The sequence below is a fragment of the Streptomyces javensis genome, from assembly GCF_039525925.1.
In the GTDB taxonomy this organism is placed as follows: Bacteria; Actinomycetota; Actinomycetes; order Streptomycetales; family Streptomycetaceae; genus Streptomyces; species Streptomyces asiaticus.
In genome coordinates this window covers 1-20,849 of sequence record NZ_BAAAIF010000032.1, presented here as the reverse complement: position 1 = coordinate 20,849, position 20,849 = coordinate 1, and the positions used below count along the sequence as shown (strand labels likewise).

Here is a 20,849-nt window from a genome sequence, read left to right as displayed (position 1 = left end):
TGAGGACATTGATGACGGTCTCGGTGGCGAGCGCCGCTCGCGTTCAGGAGTTCCTCATTTCCACTCCCGCGGTCTCCGGCTGACACCTCTTCGGAGGCCGCCCCTCGAAGGGTTTCCTCCGTGTTCAACACTTCTTCCGGCTCTTCCGGCTCTTCCGACTCCTCTGGCTCCACCTCTCCGTACTCCCTCGCCGCCTATGGCTGGGACGACGGCTGGGCGGAGACGTTCGCCCCGTACGCCGCGCGGGGACTGGTGCCCGGCCGGGTGATCCGGGTGGACCGTGGCCAGTGCGATCTGGTCACGCCGAGCGGCCTGGCACGGGCCGACACCGAGCTGGTGACACCGCGCGATCCGATGCGGATCGTGTGCACCGGCGACTGGACCGCCGTGGACGCCGAGGGCGATCCGCGTTATGTCCGTACGCTGCTGCCGCGCCGTACCGCCCTCGTACGGTCCACGTCCTCCAAGCGGTCGGACGGCCAGGTGCTTGCCGCCAACGCCGACCACGCCGTCATCGCCGTCTCCCTCGCCGCCGAGCTGGACCTGGGGCGGGTGGAGCGGTTCACCGCGCTGGCCTGGGAGAGCGGCGCCCAGCCACTGCTCGTCCTCACCAAGGCCGATCTGGTGCCCGACCCGGACACCCTCGCCCATCTGGTGTCCGACACCGAGACGGCGGCGCCCGGCGTACGGGTGCTGCCGGTCAGCTCCGCGACGGGGGAGGGGGTGGACGAGCTCGGCGCCGTGCTCGCCTCCGGCACCGCCGTGCTGCTCGGCCAGTCCGGTGCGGGCAAGTCCACGCTGGCGAACGCGCTGGTGGGCGAGGCCGTCCAGGACGTGCGGGCGATCCGCGACAGCGACGGCAAGGGGCGGCACACCACGACCACCCGCGATCTGCTGCCCCTGCCCTCGGGCGGGGTGCTGATCGACACCCCGGGGCTGCGCGGGGTGGGGCTGTGGGACGCCGAGGGTGGTGTCGCACAGGCGTTCGCCGAGATCGAGGAGCTCGCCGAGCGGTGCCGCTTCCCCGACTGCGCCCACGAGGTCGAGCCGGGGTGCGCGGTGCTCGCCGCGATCGACGACGGTTCGCTGCCGGAGCGGCGGCTGGAGAGCTACCGCAAGCTGCTCCGCGAGAACGAGCGGCTCGCGGCCCGTACGGACGCGCGGCTCCGCGCCGAGCTGCGGCGGGACTGGAAGCAGCGGCAGGCGCTCGGCCGTCACATGATGGAACGCAAGCGGGGGCCGAAGCGGTAGCGGTGGCGGTGTGCCCGGGGCCGGGCCGGGGCGGGGCGAGCCTGTCCGGTCCCGGTCCCGGTCCTGGTCCGGTCCCGGTCCCGTCCCGGAAACGCGGCGTGCCGCGCACACCGTCCACAGCTGGAGCGCCCGGCCGAAACGCCGATTGGGGTGGCTGTGCGCGGTAACTCGACGCCACGATGACCCTGCGGGCCCCCGGAGGCCCTGCGACGGTGCGACGGTGAGACGAGCGAGAGAGCGGGTTGCGATGAATCAGGCCACGGACGAGTACGACGTCATCGTGCTGGGCGCGGGCCCGGTCGGTGAGAATCTGGCCGACCGGACCCGCGCCGCCGGGCTCTCCACGGCGATCGTGGAGCGTGAGCTGGTCGGCGGTGAGTGTTCGTACTGGGCCTGCGTCCCCAGTAAGGCGCTGCTGCGCCCGGTGCTCGCGCGGGCCGAGGCGCGCCAGGTGCCGGGGCTGCGGGAGGCGGTCGGGGGGTCGCTGGCGGCGGCCGATGTCTTCGCCCACCGCGACAAGCAGGTTGGCAACTGGAAGGACGACGGTGCGCTCACCTGGCTGGAGTCGGCCGGGATCGACCTGGTGCGCGGCCATGGGCGGCTGGTCGGGCCGCGGCGGGTCGCGGTGACACCACCGGACGGGTCCGGCGGCGGGGAGCGGGCCCTCACCGCCCGCCACGCCGTGGCCGTCTGCACCGGCACCCGGGCCGCGCTGCCCGACATGCCCGGGATCGCCGAGGCCCGGCCCTGGACCAGCCGGGAGGCCACCAGCGCCGGCGCGGTGCCGGACCGGCTGATCATCGTGGGCGGAGGTGTGGTGGCCGCCGAGATGGCCACGGCCTGGTGCGGCCTCGGCTCGCGCGTCACCGTACTGGTACGCGGCTCCGGCCTGCTGAACCGGATCGAGCCGTTCGCGGGCGAGCTGGTCGCCGAGACGCTGCGGGAGGCCGGGGCGGAGATCCGCACCGGTACGTCGGTGAAGGGGCTCGCCCGGCCGGGCGGGGTGGAGGGACCGGTCACGGTGACCCTGGAGAGCGGGGAACAGCTCGAGGCGGACGAGGTGCTCTTCGCCACCGGGCGCGCCCCGCACACCGCGGACGTGGGCCTGGAGACGGTCGGGCTCGAACCGGGCGGCTGGCTGACGGTCGACGAGACCTGCCGCGTGACGGACGTCCCCGACGGCTGGCTGTACGCGGCGGGCGACGTCAACCACCGAGCGCTCCTCACCCACCAGGGCAAATACCAGGCGCGCATCGCGGGCGCGGCGATCGCGGCACGCGCGCGGGGCATCGAGCGGCTGGACACGGGCCGCTGGGGCGAGTACGCGACGACCGCGGACGAGGCGGCCGTACCGCAGGTCGTCTTCACCGACCCCGAGGTCGCCGCGGTCGGGCTGACCGCGGAGCAGGCCGAGTCCGAGGGCCGCGACATCCGAGTCGTCGACTACGACATGGGCCAGGTCGAGGGCGCGGCCCTCTACGCGGACGGCTACCGCGGCCGCGCCCGCATGGTCGTCGACCTGGACCGGGGCCACCTGATCGGCGTCACCTTCGTGGGCCCCGGGGTCAGCGAACTGCTCCACTCGGCGACGGTGGCGGTAGCGGGCGAGGTCCCCGTCGACCGCCTGTGGCACGCGGTGCCGTCGTTCCCCACGATCAGCGAGATCTGGCTGCGGCTGCTGGAGGCGTACAGGGGGTGAGGGCGCGGGGTTGATTGGGCCGGGGCCGCCTGGTCGCCCTGGGCCCGGCCCGGGCCCGCCCCGGCCGCCCTCGGCTCGCGGGGTCCCACTGCCCACTCCCTGCTCACTGCTCGGGTTCGCCGTCCGGCCATGTGCACGGCTGACCCCGGGGGCGAGCAGCGGCTCGTCCCCGGCGCGCCGCCTCGGGCTCAGGCGCGGCGCTTGAGGGGATCTTGGGCGGGCCTCGGGCCGGTCATCGCGTGGTGTTCCCGCGGAGCCTCCCTGTGGACAATGTGGGGATGAGCCAGCAGGGCGACCGATGCCGTCATGAGGACGACTGGTGGGGCGAGTTGTACGACCCGCGTCGTGCCGACGCGGGGCCCACGACGGCCTCCGACTCCGTGGACGAGCGGTTCGATTCGGCCTCCCGCACGCTCGCCGGCGACGAGGACGCCGGTAACCAGAGACCGGCCGCGGGCGCCCCCTGGGGCCCGCGGACGGGGGAGCCGGGCGGTGCCGCCCCGGGCTCCGACGCCGACGCCGGAGGTGGCCCGCAGGGGTGGCGATCTCCCGCCGACGAGGAGCCCGGTGCCGCATTGCCCTCGGCGGGCGGCAACGCGGGTTCGGGCGCCGCGCAGGGTGACAACGCGGGGCCCCGCGCGGCCCCGCCTTCCCAGGGCGGTGCGGGATCCGGCGCCGAGCCGGGACGTACGGAACCGGGTACCCCATGGGGCGGCGCGGGCTCGGGGACCGAGCAGCGCGCCGAGGGGCCCGGTGCCCCATCGCCCTCGCGGGGCGGCGACGCGGGATCTGGAGCGGTCCCGCCCTCCGACGCCCGACTGGGACGTACGGAACCGGGTGCCCCATGGGGCGGCAAGGGAGCCGGTGCCGCACGGGGCGGCGCGGGCTCCGGGGACGCCCCCGGCCCCGCGGATCCAAGCGACGCATCGGGACGCAGCGGCCCGGCAAGCGCACCCGGACGTACCGAGCCGGGAAGCGAGCCGGGGCCCACGAGCCGGGGCAGCGCACTGGGACCGGCGAGGCCGGGGAGTCCGCCCGGATCCGCGAGCGGGGGAAGCTCCCCTGGATCCGCGAACCGGTCGGGTGCGCCCGGACCCGCAAGCCCGGCGGGTGCGCCTGGGTCCACGGGCCGGTCGGGCGGGCCCGGATCCGCGAACCCGGCGGGCGCGCCGGGACCCGCGAGCCGGGGTAGTGCGCCGGGACCGGCGAGGCCGGGGAGTCCGCCCGGATCCGCGAACCCGGCGGGTGCGCCTCGCCCCGCCACCCCGGTGAGCGAGCCCCGGCGCACCGGCCCCACAGGCGCGCCCGGGCCCACCACCCCCGGCGGCCCGCCCAGGCGGGCCACCGTGTCCGGGCCGCCCTCGCCGTCGTCGGGGCCGCGTGGGGCCGGGGTGCCGCCTCCGCCGGAGGCCGCGTTGCGGGCCGATCCGGCGCGGCCCTGGCGGGCCGCGGCCGCCTCGTACGTCGGGAACGAGCCGCCCACGTACGAGGCCGAGCCGACCACGCTTCCCCTCACCGATCCGGAGGATCTCCGGGACGTGGTGCCCGACACCGTGCTGGAGGGCGCCCGGTACGGCACGCTGACGCTGCGGGCCGTCTCCCTGCGCGGGGACGCGGCCCGCTACCGGGGCGAGCCGCGGCGCGACGCGCTGCTCGCCGTGCGGTTCGGGACCGGGGACAGCGCCCTGCTCCTCGTGGCCGTGGCGAGCGGGCAGCACGCGGCCCCGGGGGCGCATCGGGTGGCGCGTGAGCTGTGCGAGTGGATCGCCGGGGCGGTCGGCGGCAATCAGGCCCGGCTGACGGAGGATATCCACACCGCCAACCGCGGCGCCCTCAGCTCCGGGCTGCACCGGCTCACCGACCGTGCCTACGGGCGGCTGCGCGCCGGTGCGACCGTACGCGGCCTCGCCCCCGCCGACCACACCGCCTCGGTGCGCTGCCTGCTGCTCCCGGCGCATCCGGCCTGCCGTACCCGGGTGTTCTTCGGCGTCGGCGACGGCGGGCTCTTCCGGCTGCGGGACGGCGTCTGGCAGGACCTGGAACCCGAAGGCGGTGAGCGCGACACCGTCGGCGGCCCCGTCATCGGTTACGGGAGCGGTCGCCCGCCCGTCCAGCGGCCGGGCCAGGAGCCCGGCCCCGGCCCCGGCCCCGACGCCGGCCCACCACCCGAATCCGACGAGCCCGTGCACGGGCCCTTCCGGTTCCGGGCCTCCGTAGCCCGGCCGGGCGACACCCTTCTGCTGTGCAGCGCGGGCCTGTCCGACCCCCTGCGCGGCGAGGCCGCCCTCGCCGATCGGCTGGCCGAGCGCTGGGACACCGGGGAGGCGCCGGGTCTCGCCGCGTTCCTCGCCGATGCCCAGACCGGGGTGAAGGGCTACGCCGACGACCGTACGGCGGCCGCCGTCTGGGAGGCGTAAGCGCGCCGTCCATGGGTTGATGGACGAAAGTCGATGGACGAAAGGTGCGAGGTGGCGCACAACCGTCACCCACCCCATCGACCCTGGACGAAAGGGATGAGGGCGCGCGATGGCCAAGCAGACCGTGGCTGAGCAATACGTGGACATCCTGGTGCGCGCCGGTGTGCGGCGGCTGTACGGCGTGGTCGGCGACAGCCTCAACCCCGTGGTGGACGCGGTCCGCCGCAATGCCGCGATCGACTGGATCCAGGTGCGGCACGAGGAGACCGCGGCCTTCGCCGCCGGTGCCGAGGCGCAGCTCACCGGGTCCCTCGCCGCCTGCGCGGGCTCCTGCGGCCCCGGGCACGTCCATCTGGTCAACGGGCTCTACGACGCCCACCGCTCCATGGCCCCGGTCATCGCGCTCGCCTCGCACATCCCCAGCAGCGAGATCGGCACCAGCTACTTCCAGGAGACCCACCCCGAGCGGCTGTTCCAGGAGTGCAGCCACTACTGCGAGCTGATCTCCCACCCCCAGCAGATGCCCCGCGTCCTCCAGACCGCCGTCCAGCACGCGATCGGCCGCAGCGGGGTCAGCGTGGTGGCACTCCCCGGCGACATCGCCGCCCGCCCGGCGCCCGAGCGCGCCGAGGAGCACGCCCTGGTGACGTCCCGGCCCACCGTGCGTCCGGGTGACGCGGAGATCGACCGGTTCGCCCGTATGGTCAACGAGGCGGAGCGGGTGACGCTCTTCTGCGGCCGGGGCTGTGCCGGGGCGCACGAGGAGGTGATGGCCTTCGCCGAGCTGCTGAAGGCACCGGTGGGGCACGCCCTGCGCGGCAAGGAGTGGATCCAGTACGACAACCCGTACGACGTCGGCATGAGCGGTCTGCTCGGCTACGGCGCGGCGTACGAGGCCACCCACGAATGCGATCTGCTGATCCTGCTCGGCACCGACTTCCCGTACGGCGCCTTCCTGCCCGCCGATGTGCGGACCGTGCAGGTGGACGTCCGCGCCGAACACCTGGGCCGCCGCTCCAAGCTGGACCTCGCCGTCTGGGGCGACGTCCGGGAGACGCTGAGCTGTCTGACGCCGAAGGTGCGCCCCAAGACCGACCGCCGCTTCCTCGACCGCATGCTGAAGAAGCACGCCGACGCGCTGGAAGGCGTGGTCAAGGCGTACACCCGCCGGGTCGACAAGCACATCCCGATCCACCCGGAGTTCGTGGCGTCGGTGCTGGACGAGGAGGCCGCCGACGACGCGATCTTCACCGTGGACACCGGGATGTGCAACGTCTGGGCCGCACGCTATCTGTCCCCCAACGGCCGCCGCCGGATGATCGGCTCCTTCACCCACGGCTCGATGGCCAACGCGCTGCCGCAGGCGATCGGCGCCCAGTTCATGGACCGCCGCCGCCAGGTGATCTCGATGTCCGGCGACGGCGGATTCACCATGCTGATGGGCGACTTCCTCACCCTCGTCCAGTACGACCTGCCGGTGAAGGTGATCCTCTTCAACAACTCCGCGCTGGGCATGGTCGAGCTGGAGATGCTGGTCTCGGGCCTGCCCGCGCACGGCACCGGCTACCACAACCCGGACTTCGCGCAGATCGCCCGCGCCGCCGGGGTGTACGGCGAGCGGGTGGAGAAGCCCAAGCGGTTGCGGTCCGCGCTGCGCGCCGCGCTGCACCACAGGGGGCCCGCGCTCCTGGACATCGTCACGGACCCCAACGCGCTGTCCATCCCGCCCAAGATCAAGGCGGAGATGGTGACCGGCTTCGCGCTCTCGGCCAGCAAGATGGTGCTGGACGGGGGCGTCGGCAAGATGCTCCAGATGGCCCGCTCAAACCTCCGAAACGTACCGCGCCCCTGATCGGGCCGCCCGCCAGCTGAAATGACCAGTAACACAGCAGCCCCGTCGAGATCATCCGGCGGGGCTGTTTGCGTTCCGGATGGCTACTCCCAGACGGGCCGTCCGCTCTCCCAGAGTGAGGACACGTGGCCGGCGAACCGGTCGTACAGCCCATCGTCGCCCATCCGATGCAGGTGGAACATCGGTGACTCATGGCCGAGCAGACTCGACAGGTGCGGAGTCACCAGCATTTCGGAATCGAAGCTGAACACCGACAGGGCGATGTGATCATCACTGAACCGAGCGTCGACGCCGTCAATGCGCTTCAGCTTCGACAGCGCATCAAGGGTGATCCGAATGCGCGTGCTGACGGTGAGTGGGACGCCCTCGATCTCCTCTCGACGCCGAGTCACCTCTGATTCCGGGTCGCCGATGAGGAAGCGCACAGTACAACCAGCCGCCGCCTTGGCTGCCAACCGGTCGACGAGACGTGATTGCTCCTGCCAGACAAAGTAGTTGGTGTATCCAGCAAAGGTGATGCAGTGTGTCGCGGCGTCGATCAACTGCCCCCACACGGTCGTGGGGCAGGCATTGCGGTATGGATAGGCTTGGATGATTTCGCGGCTCGCCCCCGTCTTGACAACCGATCTGGCTGCCCTTGGCCACAGCATGCCCTCATCTGCTCCTAACGCCTTAGCGACGGCGATCCTCGTGTCGGGATGTGGAGCCCGACTGGGGTCCTTCAACCATCGTTCCGCTGTCTTGGTGGACACTCCCACCATACGAGCGAGGCGGCTAGTACTTACCTCCGCCTGCGCCATAGCATTTCGAAGGGCTTCGTTCAAGATGCCTCCCCCAGACGTTTGGGACACTTGGGACCATAGCGTGAAGCTGTCCTGGCTGTCCCGTCCCGAGAGGTTCAAACGTCCTGTCAAGGCGGCGACAGTATGTGCATGGACAGCGACGCAACGAAGCCGATCCTCGCATTCATCTACGACCGTGAGGTCACGGCAGAGGATTCAGCGGGTGATCGGATCCTCACCTGTCGTCAGTTCGCCCGCGAATTGGGGTGGACGGTCTCGGGGCAGTGGGTAGACCGCGGGTCCAACGCTGTAGCCCTGCGACGGACGTTCTGGACGGGCATGGTCGCCGCAATGGAGCACGAGGGCCGGGATCGGCGAATCATCTGTCTCGTCGCCGACTGGCACCGGATCGCGTTCGACGAGGCAGCGCGTAACACACTGCGGCAGACGGTCAGCGAGGTTGGGGGCGTGTGCGTAGCCGTCAGTGATGAGCAAGCCCCTGGGAATTCGCGAGATGTGGCTATGCGTCGGCTTCGCGCTAGTGGGAAGCAGATCGGCCCGGGTGCGACGCTGGTCCGGCATGACGGGGCGACGGCATGAGCTGGTTCCCTGGTCGGGGCGTCGACTACCTGTCCCGGCGAGAAGTGGTCAGGCGCGTCGCGACCATGGCACCCCGTGAGGCTGCGGTGTCGTTCGAGGACCGGGGGCGCGCGGCCATCAGGGCATCGTCGTGGTATCTGGCGGACTCGTCGACGAGCCTCGAAGACGCGCATGCCGTGATCAAGCTGCTTCAATTCGCACTCTCCGACCTGATCATGGTGGCTGAGGCTCGGCAGCGTCTGCTGCGACGGTACAGCCGGCCATCCGACAGCGAAGAGCAGCCGCCTTCGCATCCCGCCTGATGACTTCCTCGTCTTCCCCTGACCCAGCGGCAGAGGGGACGAGGAGCGGTGAGGGTCTCCGAAATCATGGGAGTACATCTCGGAGGCTCCGGCAGAGAGCCCCTGCCGGTTGGGTGCTGGAACGCCTGGCAGGTAGGAAGCGGTCCGGAAGTGCCCTGGTCGGCTCCTTTCGGATCGTGGTCCCTGCTCCGAGTCCCGGTGACGTGCGACGGGATGAGGGGCAGGGCCGCACACAACCTCGCCCCGGTCGGATGGTTGGTGGCCAGTGACCGGGACGAGGGCAGCGCACCACTCACAGAGAAGAGGCACGCGTATGAGCAACGTTACTGCGTTACTGGAACGACCCAAGCGGGCCAGAGTGATCCGGACTGTCTTGGACAACAACCCCGGCATGGAGCCGGGTATGGCCGAGCGGATCGTCGACGAGGCCGTCAAGTTCACCGCGACCTGCGCCGCCTTCCCGGACGCCCGGCTTCGCCCGTCCCGGGTGGTCGACGAGGGCTGGCACGCCCTCATCCTTCACACCCGCGTCTACAGCGAGCTGTGCGAGGGGTTGGGCCATTTCGTGCATCACATGCCGGAGCCGCCGAACCCGTCCCGCCATGACGCGGGCGAGCTGACGCGCACCCAGGAGATGATCGCCCAGGCGGGGTTCACCGTGGATGACGCGCTGTGGCTGGCGCCGACCGACCGGAGCATCCTGGTCGCGGCCGGATGTGAGCACAGTGAGCCCGGAGGTGAGGGCACATGCACCGGCGACTGTAGCAACACGGGCCCGAACTGAGTTGACGCGCTGACAGCCCGACGCGCGGCACGTACTCTCGGCTACAGGAGGTGGTCGTTTTGTCGCAATGGGTGAATCCTCGTGCGGTCGACGTAGTCCGGTTCGCGAGTCGGTTCCAGGCGCCGTCGGCACTCCCGGACGATGCCTGTGGCTGCTGGGCCGGACGCAGACGCCGGTGGGGACCGCCTCATCGATCTCGGCGCCGATTCTCGGCGACCGTGCTTGTCGGTGAGGATGGCGCGATGTATGCCGTCCCGTGTAGCAGGTGCAGTGGAACGGGCGTCGTTTCGTAGGTCAGCCAGCACCCGTCAATGGCCCCGTCCGCCCGCTTCTCTGTGGCGCCGGGCGGGGCTTCCTCATGGCATCGAGATACGCACCTTCGTCCAGTACGGCTGCCGCCGGATGATTGGCTCCTTCACCTACGGCTCGATGGCCAACGCGCTGCCGCAGGCGATCGGCGCCCAGTAGGCTGCATGAGCTGACAGTGACGCCCTGGTGACTGTCAGGCGAACACGAGGTGACCCGTACGTAGTGAGGACCCTTCTGTGACGGCTGGCGCCCCGCGCCCCAAGGTCGGCGCGGTGGTGCTGACCATGAACGACCGGCCCGAGGAGTTCCCTCGGGCCATGGCCTCCCTGCTGGCTCAGCAGGGCGTCGATCTCGACGTGGTGGTCGTCGGCAACGGCTGCTGCCCTGCCCAGGTCCCCGCTGGGGTGCGCACCATCGAACTGCCGGAGAACGTCGGAATCCCCGAGGGCCGCAACGTTGGTGCCGCCGCTGTCACCGACGACCGCGACTACCTGTTCTTCTTCGACAACGACGCCGTCCTCCCAGCCGCCGACGCCCTGGCCCGGCTCGCCACCGAGTTCGACGACGACGCCCGGCTCGCTTATGTACAGCCCCGCATCATCGACCCCAACAGCGGCGTCACCCAGCGCCGCTGGGTGCCCCGGCTGAAGGCCTCCGACCCCACTCGGCCCGGCACCGTGACCGTCATGGCCGAAGGCGTCGTTCTGATCCGCCGCTCCGCCTTTCAGGCCGTCGGGGGATGGCCCGGCCACTTCTTCCTCTTCCACGAGGGCATCGATCTGGCCTGGCGACTGTGGGACCGCGGCTACACCGGCCGGTACCTGCCCGCCGTCACCGTCCACCACCCGGCGACCAACCCGGCCCGCCATGTCACCTTCTACCGGCTCAACGCCCGCAACCGTGTCTGGCTCGCCCGGCGTAACCTCCCCCGGGTTCTCATCCCCTTCAACCTCGCCACCTGGCTCGCCCTGACCCTGTGGCGGTTCCGCGACCGCGCGGCCCTCCGCGCTTCTCTGAGCGGGCTACGCGAAGGGCTGCGCGGAGGGCACGGCACCCGGGCGCCGATGAGTTGGCGGACGGTCGTCCAGCTGACTCGTTGCGGACGACCGCCCGTCGTATAGCCGTCAGACCGTATGCGCCGGTCAGCCGCTCACCGGCCGCAGCCGCAGCGTCAGGATCTGGTGCGGACGCAGTGCCAGGGTCAGCCCGCCCGGGCCCGTGGCCGCCTCGTGCAGCGGACGCTCCAGCAGGTCCGTCACCTCCGCCCCGAGCACCGGGAAGCCGGTGACCAGCGTGCCCGCCGCCCGGCCGCCCTGCGACTCGTACAGCCGCACCACCACATCGCCGCTGCGGTCCTCCGCGAGCTTGACCGACTCGACCGTGATCGCGGGGTTGTCCACGGACACCAGCGGCGCCCGCTCGGCCGGTCCGGCGGGGAGGGTGCGCAGCGGCAGGTTGAGGGCGAGCCCCTCGGCGACCGCCTCGGCGACGCCCGCGCCCGGCAGCAGGGCGTAGCGGAAGCGGTGGACGCCCAGGTCGGTCTCGGGGTCGGGACTGTGCGGGGCGCGCAGCAGGGTGAGCCGCACGGTGGTGCCCAGCACCTCGCCCTCGCCCGTGTCCCCGTCCGCACCCGTGTCCGTGCCCCCGCCCCCGTTGTGCGCCGTACGGGTCACATCGTGGCCGTACGTGGAGTCGTTGAGCACCGCCGCCCCGTACCCGGGCTCGGCGACCCGCAGCCAGCGGTGGGCGCAGATCTCGAACCGGGCCGCGTCCCAGCTGGTGTTGGTGTGGGTGGCGCGGTCCACATGGCCGAACTGGATCTCCGCCGTGGACACCTTGGCGTGGATGTCCAGCGGGAACGCCGCCTTGAGGACCTTCTCCGACTCCTGCCAGTCCACCTCGGTGGCGATGTCGAGGCGGCGGTTGCCCGCGGCCAGCGTCAGCTCCTGGGTGATGCGGGAGGCGCCGAAGGACCGTATGACCCGGACCGTGGCGCGCAGCGGACCGGACTCGATCAGCTCCACGGACTCGGCGTCGGTCAGATCGGTGTGGCTGCGGAGGTAGTGCCGGTCGATGTCCCAGGCGTCCCAGTGGTTGGGGTGGTCGGGGTGGAGCTGGAGGAGGTTGCCGCGGGCGCCGGGGGCCAGCACCTCACGGCTCGCGTCCAGGTCCAGCACCGAGGTGAGCAGCCCCTCGGCGTCGATGGTCACCCGCAGCCGGTCGTTGTCGAGGACGATGGACTGGCCGTCGCTCAGGGCGGTCACCGGCGGTGCCCCATGGGGTGCGCCGCTGGCGGCGGCGGGCGCCTGCGGGGCGGTCCCCAGGGGTGCCGCGCCCAGCCCGGCGACCCGCACCGCGACCGCCGTACGGCCCTCGTCCAGCGGCTGGACCGGGGCCCCGGCGGGCAGGGCGGCCGCCGTCCGCGCGTCCAGGACGGCGATCTCCTCGCGCTCGTACGGCGAGGCGTTGAGCACGGCGGGCCCGCCGCCGCCCAGCGCGGCCACCGCACCCGCGATGATCTCCTCCAGCTCGGCGAACACCATCTCGTAGGTGTCCCGCGCCTCGCGGTGCACCCAGGCGATCGACGAGCCGGGCAGGATGTCGTGGAACTGGTGCAGCAGCACCGTCTTCCAGATCCGGTCCAGCTCGTCGTACGGATAGGCGTAGCCGGGCGCGTGGAGCGCCGCGGCCGTGGCCCACAGCTCGGCCTCGCGCAGCAGATGCTCACCGCGCCGGTTGCCCTGCTTGGTCTTGGCCTGGGTGGTGTACGTGGCCCGGTGCAGCTCCAGATACAGCTCGCCCGACCACACCGGCGCCTTGGCCCCGTACTCCCGCTCGGCCTCGGTGAAGAACGCCGAAGGTGGCTGGATCTCGACGGTCGGCGAGCCCTCCAGGGAGGCCAGCCGCCGCGCCTTCTCCAGCATCTCGCGGGTGGGGCCGCCCCCGCCGTCGCCGTAGCCGAAGGGCACCAGCGAGCGCGTGGCCAGCCCCTTGTCGGCGAAGTTCTTCTCGGCGTGGGCGAGTTCGGCGGCGCTGAACCGGGCGTTGTAGGTGTCCACCGGCGGGAAGTGGGTGAAGACCCGGGTGCCGTCGATGCCCTCCCACCAGAAGGTGTGGTGCGGCATCTTGTTGGCCTGGTTCCACGACAGCTTCTGGGTGAGGAACCACCTCACCCCCGCCAACTTGGCGAGCTGCGGGAAGGCGGCCGTGTAGCCGAAGGAGTCCGGCAGCCAGATCTCCTCGGTGTCCACCCCCAGCTCCTCCAGGAAGAACCGCTTGCCGTGCACGATCTGCCGGGCCAGCGCCTCACCACCGGGCATATTGGCGTCCGACTCGACCCACATCGAGCCCACCGGCGCCCAGTTGCCGTCCGCCACCGCCTTCTTGATCCGCTCCCAGATATGCGGCTGGTGCTCCTTGACCCAGGCGTACTGCTGCGCCTGTGAGCAGGCGAAGACCAGCTCCGGGTACTCGCCCGCGAGCGCGGTGACATTGGCGAAGGTACGGGACGCCTTGCGCACCGTCTCGCGCAGCGGCCACAGCCACGCCGAGTCGATATGGGCGTGCCCGGCCGCCGAGACCCGGTGCGCGCTGGAGTGCGCGGGACGGCCGAGCGCGTCGGTCAGCTCGGCGCGGGCGGCGGCCGCGGTGCCGGGGACGTCGTGCAGGTCGAGCGCGTCCAGCGCGTTCTCCAGGGCGCGCAGGATCTCATGGCGGCGCGGCCGGTCCTCCGGCAGCTCGTGCATCAGCTCCGAGAGCACCTCGATGTCCAGGACCAGATGCCAGACGGTCTCGTCGAGGACGGCCAGCTCGGCCGAGGCGAAACGGTACAGCGGCTCGTCCCCGGCGGTCAGCACATCGCCGAGCCGGGTGGGAACGAAGCCGTCGCGCAGCACGGACGGGTTGGCGGCGGCCTCCAGCAGCAGCCGTACGGGCTCGCCACCGGCGGCGGGGGCCGCTACGGGGATGTGGCGGTTGCGCGGATGGATGCCCTTGATCGGCACCCCCTCCGCGTCGTACACCAGCCCCTCGGCCTGGAACCCCGGGGCGTCGTCGGTGAAGCCCGGGTCGATCACGGCCTCCACCCGCCGCCCCGCCCAGCCCTCGGGCACCGCGCCCTCCAGCCGGAACCACCAGGTGGACCACGGACTGCCCCAGTCCGTGCCGGTGGTGAACGGCTCGTAGGTGCCGGTCAGCGCCTCCGCGACCGGCACCGGCTCACCGGGGGTGCGCCACGCGGAGAGGGTGAGCGGCACCCGGGCCGTGTACTGGGCGGGCCTGATGAACTGGCGCAGCGCGCGGTCCAGGCGCCCCTCCACCAGTGGTCGGTCGTCGTGCATCACGGCTCCTCGGCTCGAGCTCGGGGGATCACTCAGCGGATCACTCCCAGCATTTCCCTCGGTGTGTGGGAGGCAACACCCGGGCATGCATTTCCGTGAGCGTGTTCGACGACATTCGACGCTGGCCGCCGTCATGGGGCGGCCGGGGCGGGGGAGGATGAAGCGTCAGCCTGTACGGCCGGGCCGGGGGCGTGGACAGGGTCGGCCGGATGCGCGGCCGGATGCGCGGCCGGAGGCTGCCGAGGCCGTTCCGGAGGGTGTTCCGGTGGAGCGTGGCCTGTTCCTGACCAAGCGATTGGCACCCGACGATCTCGCGGCGGTGGCGCGGGTCCGCGCGGAGCTGCGGGAGCTGCTGCGGCACTGGGGAGGGCCCGGCCGGACCGATCTCGCCGAGCTGCTCACCAGCGAGCTGGTGACCAACGCGCTGGTGCACACCGACCGCGGTGCGCAGGTCACGGCCTCATTGGGGGACGGGCCGGGCGCGCGCGTCACCGGGCGATTACGGGTGGAGGTGCGGGACTTCGTGTCCCGGCACCCGACGCTGCGCGACCGGCCCGCCGAGGACAGCACGTCCGGGCGCGGACTGCTGCTGGTGCATACGCTCGCGGACGCCTGGGGCGTGCGGGCGCACGGGGTGGGCAAGGTCCTGTGGTTCGAACTCGAAGCCGAGGGCGTTCCGTAGCCGCGTCCCGTCGATGCGTGGCGCGGACGTCGTGCGCGCCGGCGCGTCGCGCGGTACGGAGCCGCCGGGCGGCGGGCGGGGATCCGTACCCCCGCCCTGGCCGCCGCCTCAGCCCCGCTCAGCCGAAGGCGCGCTCGATCTGCGCCAGCTTCTCCTCGAGGGAGTCCAGCCGCGGGATGGTGAGGGTGTCGTCCTCGGCAGTGAGGTCGATGGTGTGGGGACGGTCGGCCTCGGCGCCCTTGTCCTTCTCACCGAAGCCGAAGCTGAAATCCCGGTCGCGGTCCTTGTCCCGGTCGTGGCCCAGGTCGCCGGTCGCGGACTCGGCGCCGCCCGCGGAGCGCAGGGCGGGCCGGGCGGAGGCGGCGGCCAGCTGACCCTGCTCGGGGGCCCCGGCGGTCTCCAGCACCTTCTCGCCTATGGCGGGCTCCGAACTGAGCTGCGCGGGCGGCGGGGTGGCGGCGGTGACCTCCACCTGACGGCCGCCGCGGCGGCCCCACATCCGGTGCTGCCGGTTGATCGCCCGGATCCGGGCCCGGTCCAGCTTCTCCTGGTCGCGGCGGCGGGCGCGGTTCTGCTCCTTCTCGCGCCGGTCCTCACGGACCTCCTCGACCGCCTCGTCCAGCGTCCGCACGCCCTCGAGCAGCATCAGCGACCAGGCGGCGAAGGTCTCGCGCGGAGCGCGCAGCCAGCGCACGACGCGGATCTGCGGCAGTGGCCGCGGCACCAGGCCCTGCTCGCGCAGCGCGGCCCGGCGGGTCTGCTTCAGGGCCCGGTCGAACAGGACCGCCGCCGAGAGCGACATGCCCGCGAAGAACTGCGGGGCGCCCGCGTGGCCCATGCCGCGCGGCGCGTGCACCCAGTTGAACCAGGCCGCGGCGCCCGCGAACAGCCACACCAGCATGCGCGAGCCGAGTGCGGCGTCACCGTGGCTGGCCTCCCGCACCGCCAGCACCGAGCAGAACATCGCCGCGCCGTCGAGCCCGAACGGCACCAGGTACTCCCAGCCGTTGGTCAGCGCCAGGTTCTCCCGCCCGAAGCCCACCAGGCCCTGGAAGGAGAGCGCGGCGGCCACCCCGGCGCAGCAGAACAGCAGAATGTAGGCGGCCATCCCGTAGATGGCCTCCTTACGGCGCCGACGCTCCTCGCTGCGCTCCCAGGAGTCGGTGATGACGCTCTCGTCCTTCTTCCGTCGGCCGCGCGCGAGGACAACCGCCGCCCCCACGACGCCGGCGAGCGCCACGACGACTGGCAGAACCAGCGATATGTCGGTCAGTCTCATCCGGTGCCCCTTGATTGGCTTCATGAAGTTCTGGCCGCAGAACGGCCTACCGCGCGCGACATCCTGGCGGAATCCTGCCGGGCCTCGAGCGGTTTTGGGACAAGAGGCCGCCAAGTAGGCGGGGGGGACACGCGGATAGGTGCGATGCGATCCGAACACTCGCGCTGTGCAAGCGGCTTGATTCTATTCACGGAACCCGATCGCGGGTAATCCGACCGACCGGCTTGCCGGTCGGTCTGCGGTCCGTGTACGTGGCGCAACGTTACTGCGACCTTAAATGATGTTTACGGGCTTTGCCCGGGGGCGGCCTCCGCATATCGTTTCGATGGGATGTCAGGAGGATCGGAGTGGAGCAGTCCGAAGCACGGGCGGCGATGGAGCCGCTGATGCCCTCCTGCGGCGCGCCCGCACCCCGCAGGTCCCCGCGCCGGCACTCGGTGCGCGGCCAGATCCTGGACGCCCTGCGGGACGCGCTGGCCGGCGGTGAGCTGACCCCGGGCGAGGTGTACTCCGCGCCGGTGCTCGCCGAGCGCTTCGGCGTCTCTCCCACCCCCGTACGGGAGGCCATGCAGCAGCTCGCGGGCGAGGGCGCCGTCGAGGTGGTGCCCAACCGGGGCTTCCGGGTCGCCCGCCGCAGCGAGCGCGAGCTGGCCGAGCTCGCGGAGGTGCGGGCGCTGCTGGAGGTTCCGGTGATGCTCAGCCTGGCGGAGGCGGTCGCGCCCGAGCGCTGGGCCGGGCTGCGGCCCTTCGCCGAGGCGACGGCGGCGGCCGCCGTAAGGGGCGACCGGGCCGCCTATCTGGAGTCGGACCGCACCTTCCACCAGACGGTGCTCGGCTTGGCCGGAAACCAGCAGCTCGTGATCGTGGCCGACGATCTGCACCGCCGCGCGCAGTGGCCGCTGGCCTGCGGCCGTGCCACCCGCACTGCCGACCTCGTCGCCGATGCGGAGGAGCATATGGCCCTCCTCGACGCCCTGGCCGCCCGCGACCTCGACACGGTCGAATCGCTCACCAGGGCCCACTTCGCTCCCACGGTCTGAGGGCTGGGTCTGAGGTCTGAGGTCTAGGGCTGAGGTCTGGGTCTGGGGCTGGGGTCCGGGGCCGGCTGGGGTCCGGGGGCTGGTAGGGGGCGTCCGACGGGTCTTGGCGCCTGCGGCGGGCTGTTCCCCTCCCCGCCCCTTCCCGAAACTGGGGCTCCGCCCCAGACCCCGCTCCTCAAGCGCCGGAGGGGCTGGAAGGCGGGGCTCCGCCCCGGGCCCCGCTCCTCAATCTCCCCCAGCTACCGCTGGGAGGTGCCCCCTGGAGGGGCTGGAAGGCGAGGCTCCGGGGCTGGAAGGCGGGGCTCCGCCCTGGACCCCGGGTTCGGGGCGGAGCCCCGGCCACATGCGGTGGTGTCCCGGGCATGCGGCGGAGCCCCGGCCACATGCGGCGGAGCCCCGGGCATGCGGCGGAGTGCCGGCCACGCGGTGGTGTCCCGGCCACGCGGTGGTGTCCCGGGCATGCGGTGGTGTCCCGGGCATGCGGTGGTGTCCCGGCCACGCGGCGGAGCCCCAGCCATGCGGCGGAGTGCCGGCCACGCGGCGGTGTCCCGGGCATGTGGCGGTGTCCCGGGCATGCGGTGGTGTCCCGGGCATGCGGTGGTGTCCCGGGCATGCGGCGGAGTGCCGGCCACGCGGCGGTGTCCCGGGCATGTGGCGGTGTCACGGGCATGCGGTGGTGTCACGGGCATGCGGCGGTGTCCCGGGCATGCGGCGGAGCCCCAGCCATGTGGCGGTGCCCCCGGACCGGGGCGGTGTCCCGGCCATGTGGCGGTGCCCCCAGCCACGCGGCTGTGCCCCGGGCATGTGGCGGTTTCCCGGCCACGCGGTGGTGTCCCGGCCATGCGGAGGTGCCCCCGGTCCGGGGCCGTGCCCCGGCCACGCGGCGGGGGCCGCATATCGGTACGTCCGCACTCCCGGCCGGGTTCGCCCCGGGGCGGGCCGTGCTTCTCCCGGGGCGTGCCGTGGCCGGTCAGTCTGCGGGCTCCTCGGTGGAGAGTTGTTCCGCGAGCCAGACGGGGACGCCGCCCAGGAGGCGGACCAGGCGGCCGGCCTCGGTGCGGAGGCGGGTGGCCTCGTCGGGGTCGGGTTCCACGTCGGCCAGGGCGGCCAACGCGGGGGCGATGCCGACCAGGTAGCCCAGCTCCTCACGGATCCGCAGTGACTCCGCGAAGCCGTGCCGTGCGTCGGGCAGGTCGCCGTCCGCCTCCGCCATGGCGGCCAGATGGCGCCAGGTGAACGAGCGCAGCAGGGTGTCGCCGTGCGCCGCCGCGCCCGCGTGGGCGCGCTGGAAGGCGGCCAGGGCGCCGGTCGGGTTGTGGGCCAGGTGCTGGGAGATCAGCCCGCGCCGGAAGTCCAGCACCGGCCGGATCGGGGAGCCGGGCGAGAGCAGCGCGGCGGCGCGGCCGAGCGCGGTCCGCGCCTCGTCGGCCCGGTCCCGCACCCCGAGCAGCGTCGACGCGTACGCCAGATAGCCCCGCTCGCACGCGGTCGCGCCGCGCTCGGTGTCGGTGAGCGCGAGCGCCTCGGCCGCCCGCAGGGCGTCCTCGGCCGCGTCCCAGCCGGTGGAGGTGTACATGCACCGTTCGATCAGGACGACACTGCGCTTGAGCGCGGCCGCGGCGTCGTCCGCCGCTCGCGGGGTGAGCAGCTCGGCGGCGTCCTTCCAGCAGCCGCGTGAGCGCAGCCGCCATACCGCCGTGTCGAGTGGGTCGTCCACGAGCGGGTCGAGCCCGCGCCCCGTTCTTACCTCGGAATGGGAACCTGACGATCCAGGTGGTGACATGGCGGTGTCCGCCACATTGCCCTCCCCAAGCGCGCCATCGAGCCGGAAGCTGTGGGCGAATCTCAGCATGAATGCGCGGGCCCGGCCAAGAGGTTGGTGTGAATGAATTCACAAACCCCTGGCGAGGGTGATGTCGCGGTGGGGCACGGAGGTGCGCTCCGGGCGCTTCCGCAGACGCTGCCGCAGCCGCTTCCGCAGCCGCCTCCACAGACGCTGCCGCAGCCGCCACCGCAGGCGCCTCCGCAGGCGCTCCCACGGGTGCGTCCGCCATCGCCTCCGCGCCGCGTCAGTTCATGCGCAGCGCGAGGAAGAAGTCCAACTTGTCCTCCAGGCGCGACAGCTCGCGCCCGGTCAGCTGCTCGATCCGGCCGATCCGGTAGCGCAACGTGTTGACGTGCAGATGGAGCCGGGCGGCACAGCGCGTCCAGGAGCCGTCGCAGTCCAGGAACGCCTCCAGGGTCGGGATCAGCTCGGCCCGGTGGCGCCGGTCGTACTCGCGCAGCGGATCCAGCAGCCGGGCGGTGAAGGCGCGCCGCACATCGTCCGGGACGAACGGGAGCAGCAGTACGTGCGAGGCCAGCTCCTGATGTCCGGCCGCGCACACCCGCCCGGGGCGCGCGGCGGCCACGCGCCTGGCGTGCCGGGCCTCCTCCAGAGCGCCGCGCAGCCCGTCGGCCGAGTGCACGGCGGCGCTGACGCCGAGGGTCAGCCGCCCGTCGCCGTCCAGGCCCCGGGAGAGCGGCTCCCGGACGGCGGCGAGCAGCGCGTCGGCCTGCACCCCCTCCGTCCGCGGGTGGTCCGTGCCGCCCTCCGACGGGCCGTCGCCGAGCGCCGGGAGCGGTACGAGCGCCACCGCCTCGTCACCGGTGTGCGCCACGGCGATCCGGTCCGAGGGCTCAGGACCGGTCGCGTACGGGTCGACCAGGATTTCCTCGAGCAGCGACTGGGCGACCGGGCCGCCGGGGATGCCACCGGGGACGTCCCTGCCGTCCGGCGAGGAGCCCTCCCGCGCGCCCCGGTCCCGTCCGTCCCGGTCCCGTCCGTCCCGGTCCCGCGCGCTGCCGTCCCAGGTGGCGCCGTCTCGCGCGGTACCCGCACGTGCGCCCTTCCGCGCGCTACCCAGCTGCGCCCCGGCGTCCCCGCCGCCCCGCGTTTCGCCGTCCGCGCCCTTGCCCGCGCCGCCCAGCCGCGTCGCGCCGTCCGCGCCGTACCCCCGCTCCGCCGTGACGCCCCACTCCACCCGGGCCACCACCACCTGCCAGTGCGGCGCGGTGCCGAGACCCGGCAGCAGCACCGGGGCGGCCACCCGCAGCCGGGCCGCGATCTCGGCGGGCGGCGCGCCCGACTGGACCAGCTCCAGCACCTCCTGGGCGAGCCTGCGCCGCACCGTGCGGGAGGCGTTCCGCCGGTCGCGCTCGACCGCGATCAGCTGGGTGACCCCGTAGAGCAGATCCAGCCGCTCCTCGGGCCATTCGTCGGCGTCCGCGCCGACCGCCAGCACCCAGTCGGACAGCACGGTCTCGCGCACATCGTCGCCGGGGTCACCGCTGCGGATGGGGAAGAGGGAGTACGTCATGCCGTCGGCGGCGGTCAGCCGGTGCGGGCCGCGCCGCCCGTCGCGCCGGGCGGCCAGCTGCTCGCCCGCCAGCTGGGCGCGGACCGCCGCGGGCGGCTCCGCGGCCGCCCCGGCGGCGGGCGGGGCCGCGGTCCCGCGGGCGGGGGGGGAGGG

The 20,849-nt window shown here is 72.9% G+C and carries 15 protein-coding genes; 10 read left to right on the top strand and 5 right to left on the bottom strand.

Annotated features, from left to right (window positions below; genetic code table 11):
• The first annotated feature begins 120 nt into the window (after positions 1-120).
• The 4 genes from rsgA (at position 121) to ABD329_RS26125 (ending at position 7,219) form a co-directional block, all read left to right on the top strand.
• Positions 121-1,251: a ribosome small subunit-dependent GTPase A gene (gene rsgA / locus ABD329_RS26140; RefSeq protein WP_344316981.1), complete on the top strand. Its 1,131-nt coding sequence runs from the start codon at positions 121-123 to the stop codon at positions 1,249-1,251.
• Positions 1,252-1,498: 247 nt separating this feature from the next.
• Positions 1,499-2,950 carry a dihydrolipoyl dehydrogenase family protein gene (locus tag ABD329_RS26135; RefSeq protein ID WP_198281993.1) on the top strand — a complete coding sequence of 484 codons (1,452 nt, stop codon included), beginning with the start codon at positions 1,499-1,501 and terminating at the stop codon, positions 2,948-2,950.
• Positions 2,951-4,341: 1,391 nt separating this feature from the next.
• The gene (locus ABD329_RS26130) at positions 4,342-5,367 is read left to right on the top strand and encodes a protein phosphatase 2C domain-containing protein (RefSeq protein ID WP_198278768.1); all 1,026 of its coding nucleotides are present in this window, start codon (positions 4,342-4,344) and stop codon (positions 5,365-5,367) included.
• Positions 5,368-5,476: 109 nt separating this feature from the next.
• Positions 5,477-7,219, top strand: coding sequence for a pyruvate dehydrogenase (locus tag ABD329_RS26125; RefSeq protein ID WP_198278767.1), 1,743 nt, complete (start codon positions 5,477-5,479; stop codon positions 7,217-7,219).
• A gap of 83 nt (positions 7,220-7,302) precedes the next feature.
• Here the strand turns inward: ABD329_RS26125 and ABD329_RS26120 are convergent, their stop codons facing one another.
• Complete coding sequence (locus tag ABD329_RS26120) at positions 7,303-7,980, bottom strand: hypothetical protein (protein ID WP_344316996.1); 678 nt, start codon at positions 7,978-7,980, stop codon at positions 7,303-7,305.
• 171 nt (positions 7,981-8,151) lie between these two features.
• Here ABD329_RS26120 and ABD329_RS26115 point away from each other — a divergent pair, with 171 nt between their 5' ends.
• The 4 genes from ABD329_RS26115 (at position 8,152) to ABD329_RS26100 (ending at position 11,117) form a co-directional block, all read left to right on the top strand.
• Positions 8,152-8,601, top strand: coding sequence for a hypothetical protein (locus tag ABD329_RS26115; protein ID WP_198278766.1), 450 nt, complete (start codon positions 8,152-8,154; stop codon positions 8,599-8,601).
• Positions 8,598-8,903, top strand: a complete 306-nt coding sequence (locus tag ABD329_RS26110) for a hypothetical protein (RefSeq protein WP_198278765.1) — start codon at positions 8,598-8,600, stop codon at positions 8,901-8,903. The genes ABD329_RS26115 and ABD329_RS26110 overlap by 4 nt, the downstream gene beginning before the upstream one ends.
• 373 nt (positions 8,904-9,276) lie before the next feature.
• The gene (locus ABD329_RS26105; RefSeq protein WP_306420146.1) at positions 9,277-9,687 is read left to right on the top strand and encodes a glycine-rich domain-containing protein; all 411 of its coding nucleotides are present in this window, start codon (positions 9,277-9,279) and stop codon (positions 9,685-9,687) included.
• A gap of 545 nt (positions 9,688-10,232) precedes the next feature.
• Positions 10,233-11,117 carry a glycosyltransferase family 2 protein gene (locus ABD329_RS26100; RefSeq protein WP_198278763.1) on the top strand — a complete coding sequence of 295 codons (885 nt, stop codon included), beginning with the start codon at positions 10,233-10,235 and terminating at the stop codon, positions 11,115-11,117.
• A gap of 21 nt (positions 11,118-11,138) precedes the next feature.
• On the opposite strand, the gene ABD329_RS26095 is transcribed toward ABD329_RS26100, so the two are convergent.
• The gene (locus ABD329_RS26095) at positions 11,139-14,336 is read right to left on the bottom strand and encodes an alpha-mannosidase (RefSeq protein ID WP_198278762.1); all 3,198 of its coding nucleotides are present in this window, start codon (positions 14,334-14,336) and stop codon (positions 11,139-11,141) included.
• Between the two features lie 265 nt (positions 14,337-14,601).
• Here ABD329_RS26095 and ABD329_RS26090 point away from each other — a divergent pair, with 265 nt between their 5' ends.
• The gene (locus ABD329_RS26090; protein WP_198278761.1) at positions 14,602-15,018 is read left to right on the top strand and encodes an ATP-binding protein; all 417 of its coding nucleotides are present in this window, start codon (positions 14,602-14,604) and stop codon (positions 15,016-15,018) included.
• 118 nt (positions 15,019-15,136) lie between these two features.
• On the opposite strand, the gene ABD329_RS26085 is transcribed toward ABD329_RS26090, so the two are convergent.
• Positions 15,137-16,297, bottom strand: coding sequence for a DUF2637 domain-containing protein (locus tag ABD329_RS26085; protein ID WP_198278760.1), 1,161 nt, complete (start codon positions 16,295-16,297; stop codon positions 15,137-15,139).
• A gap of 347 nt (positions 16,298-16,644) precedes the next feature.
• Between ABD329_RS26085 and ABD329_RS26080 the strand changes: the two genes are divergently transcribed.
• On the top strand, positions 16,645-17,337 hold the full coding sequence (locus ABD329_RS26080) for a GntR family transcriptional regulator (protein ID WP_198278759.1): 693 nt from the start codon (positions 16,645-16,647) through the stop codon (positions 17,335-17,337).
• Positions 17,338-18,307: 970 nt separating this feature from the next.
• Here ABD329_RS26080 and ABD329_RS26075 read toward each other — a convergent pair.
• Both ABD329_RS26075 and ABD329_RS26070 read right to left on the bottom strand, forming a co-directional pair.
• Positions 18,308-19,189: a hypothetical protein gene (locus ABD329_RS26075; protein WP_198281199.1), complete on the bottom strand. Its 882-nt coding sequence runs from the start codon at positions 19,187-19,189 to the stop codon at positions 18,308-18,310.
• 217 nt (positions 19,190-19,406) lie between these two features.
• Positions 19,407-20,849 (bottom strand): PucR family transcriptional regulator (locus ABD329_RS26070; protein ID WP_344316978.1); only part of this gene is annotated, 1,443 nt, incomplete at its 5' end.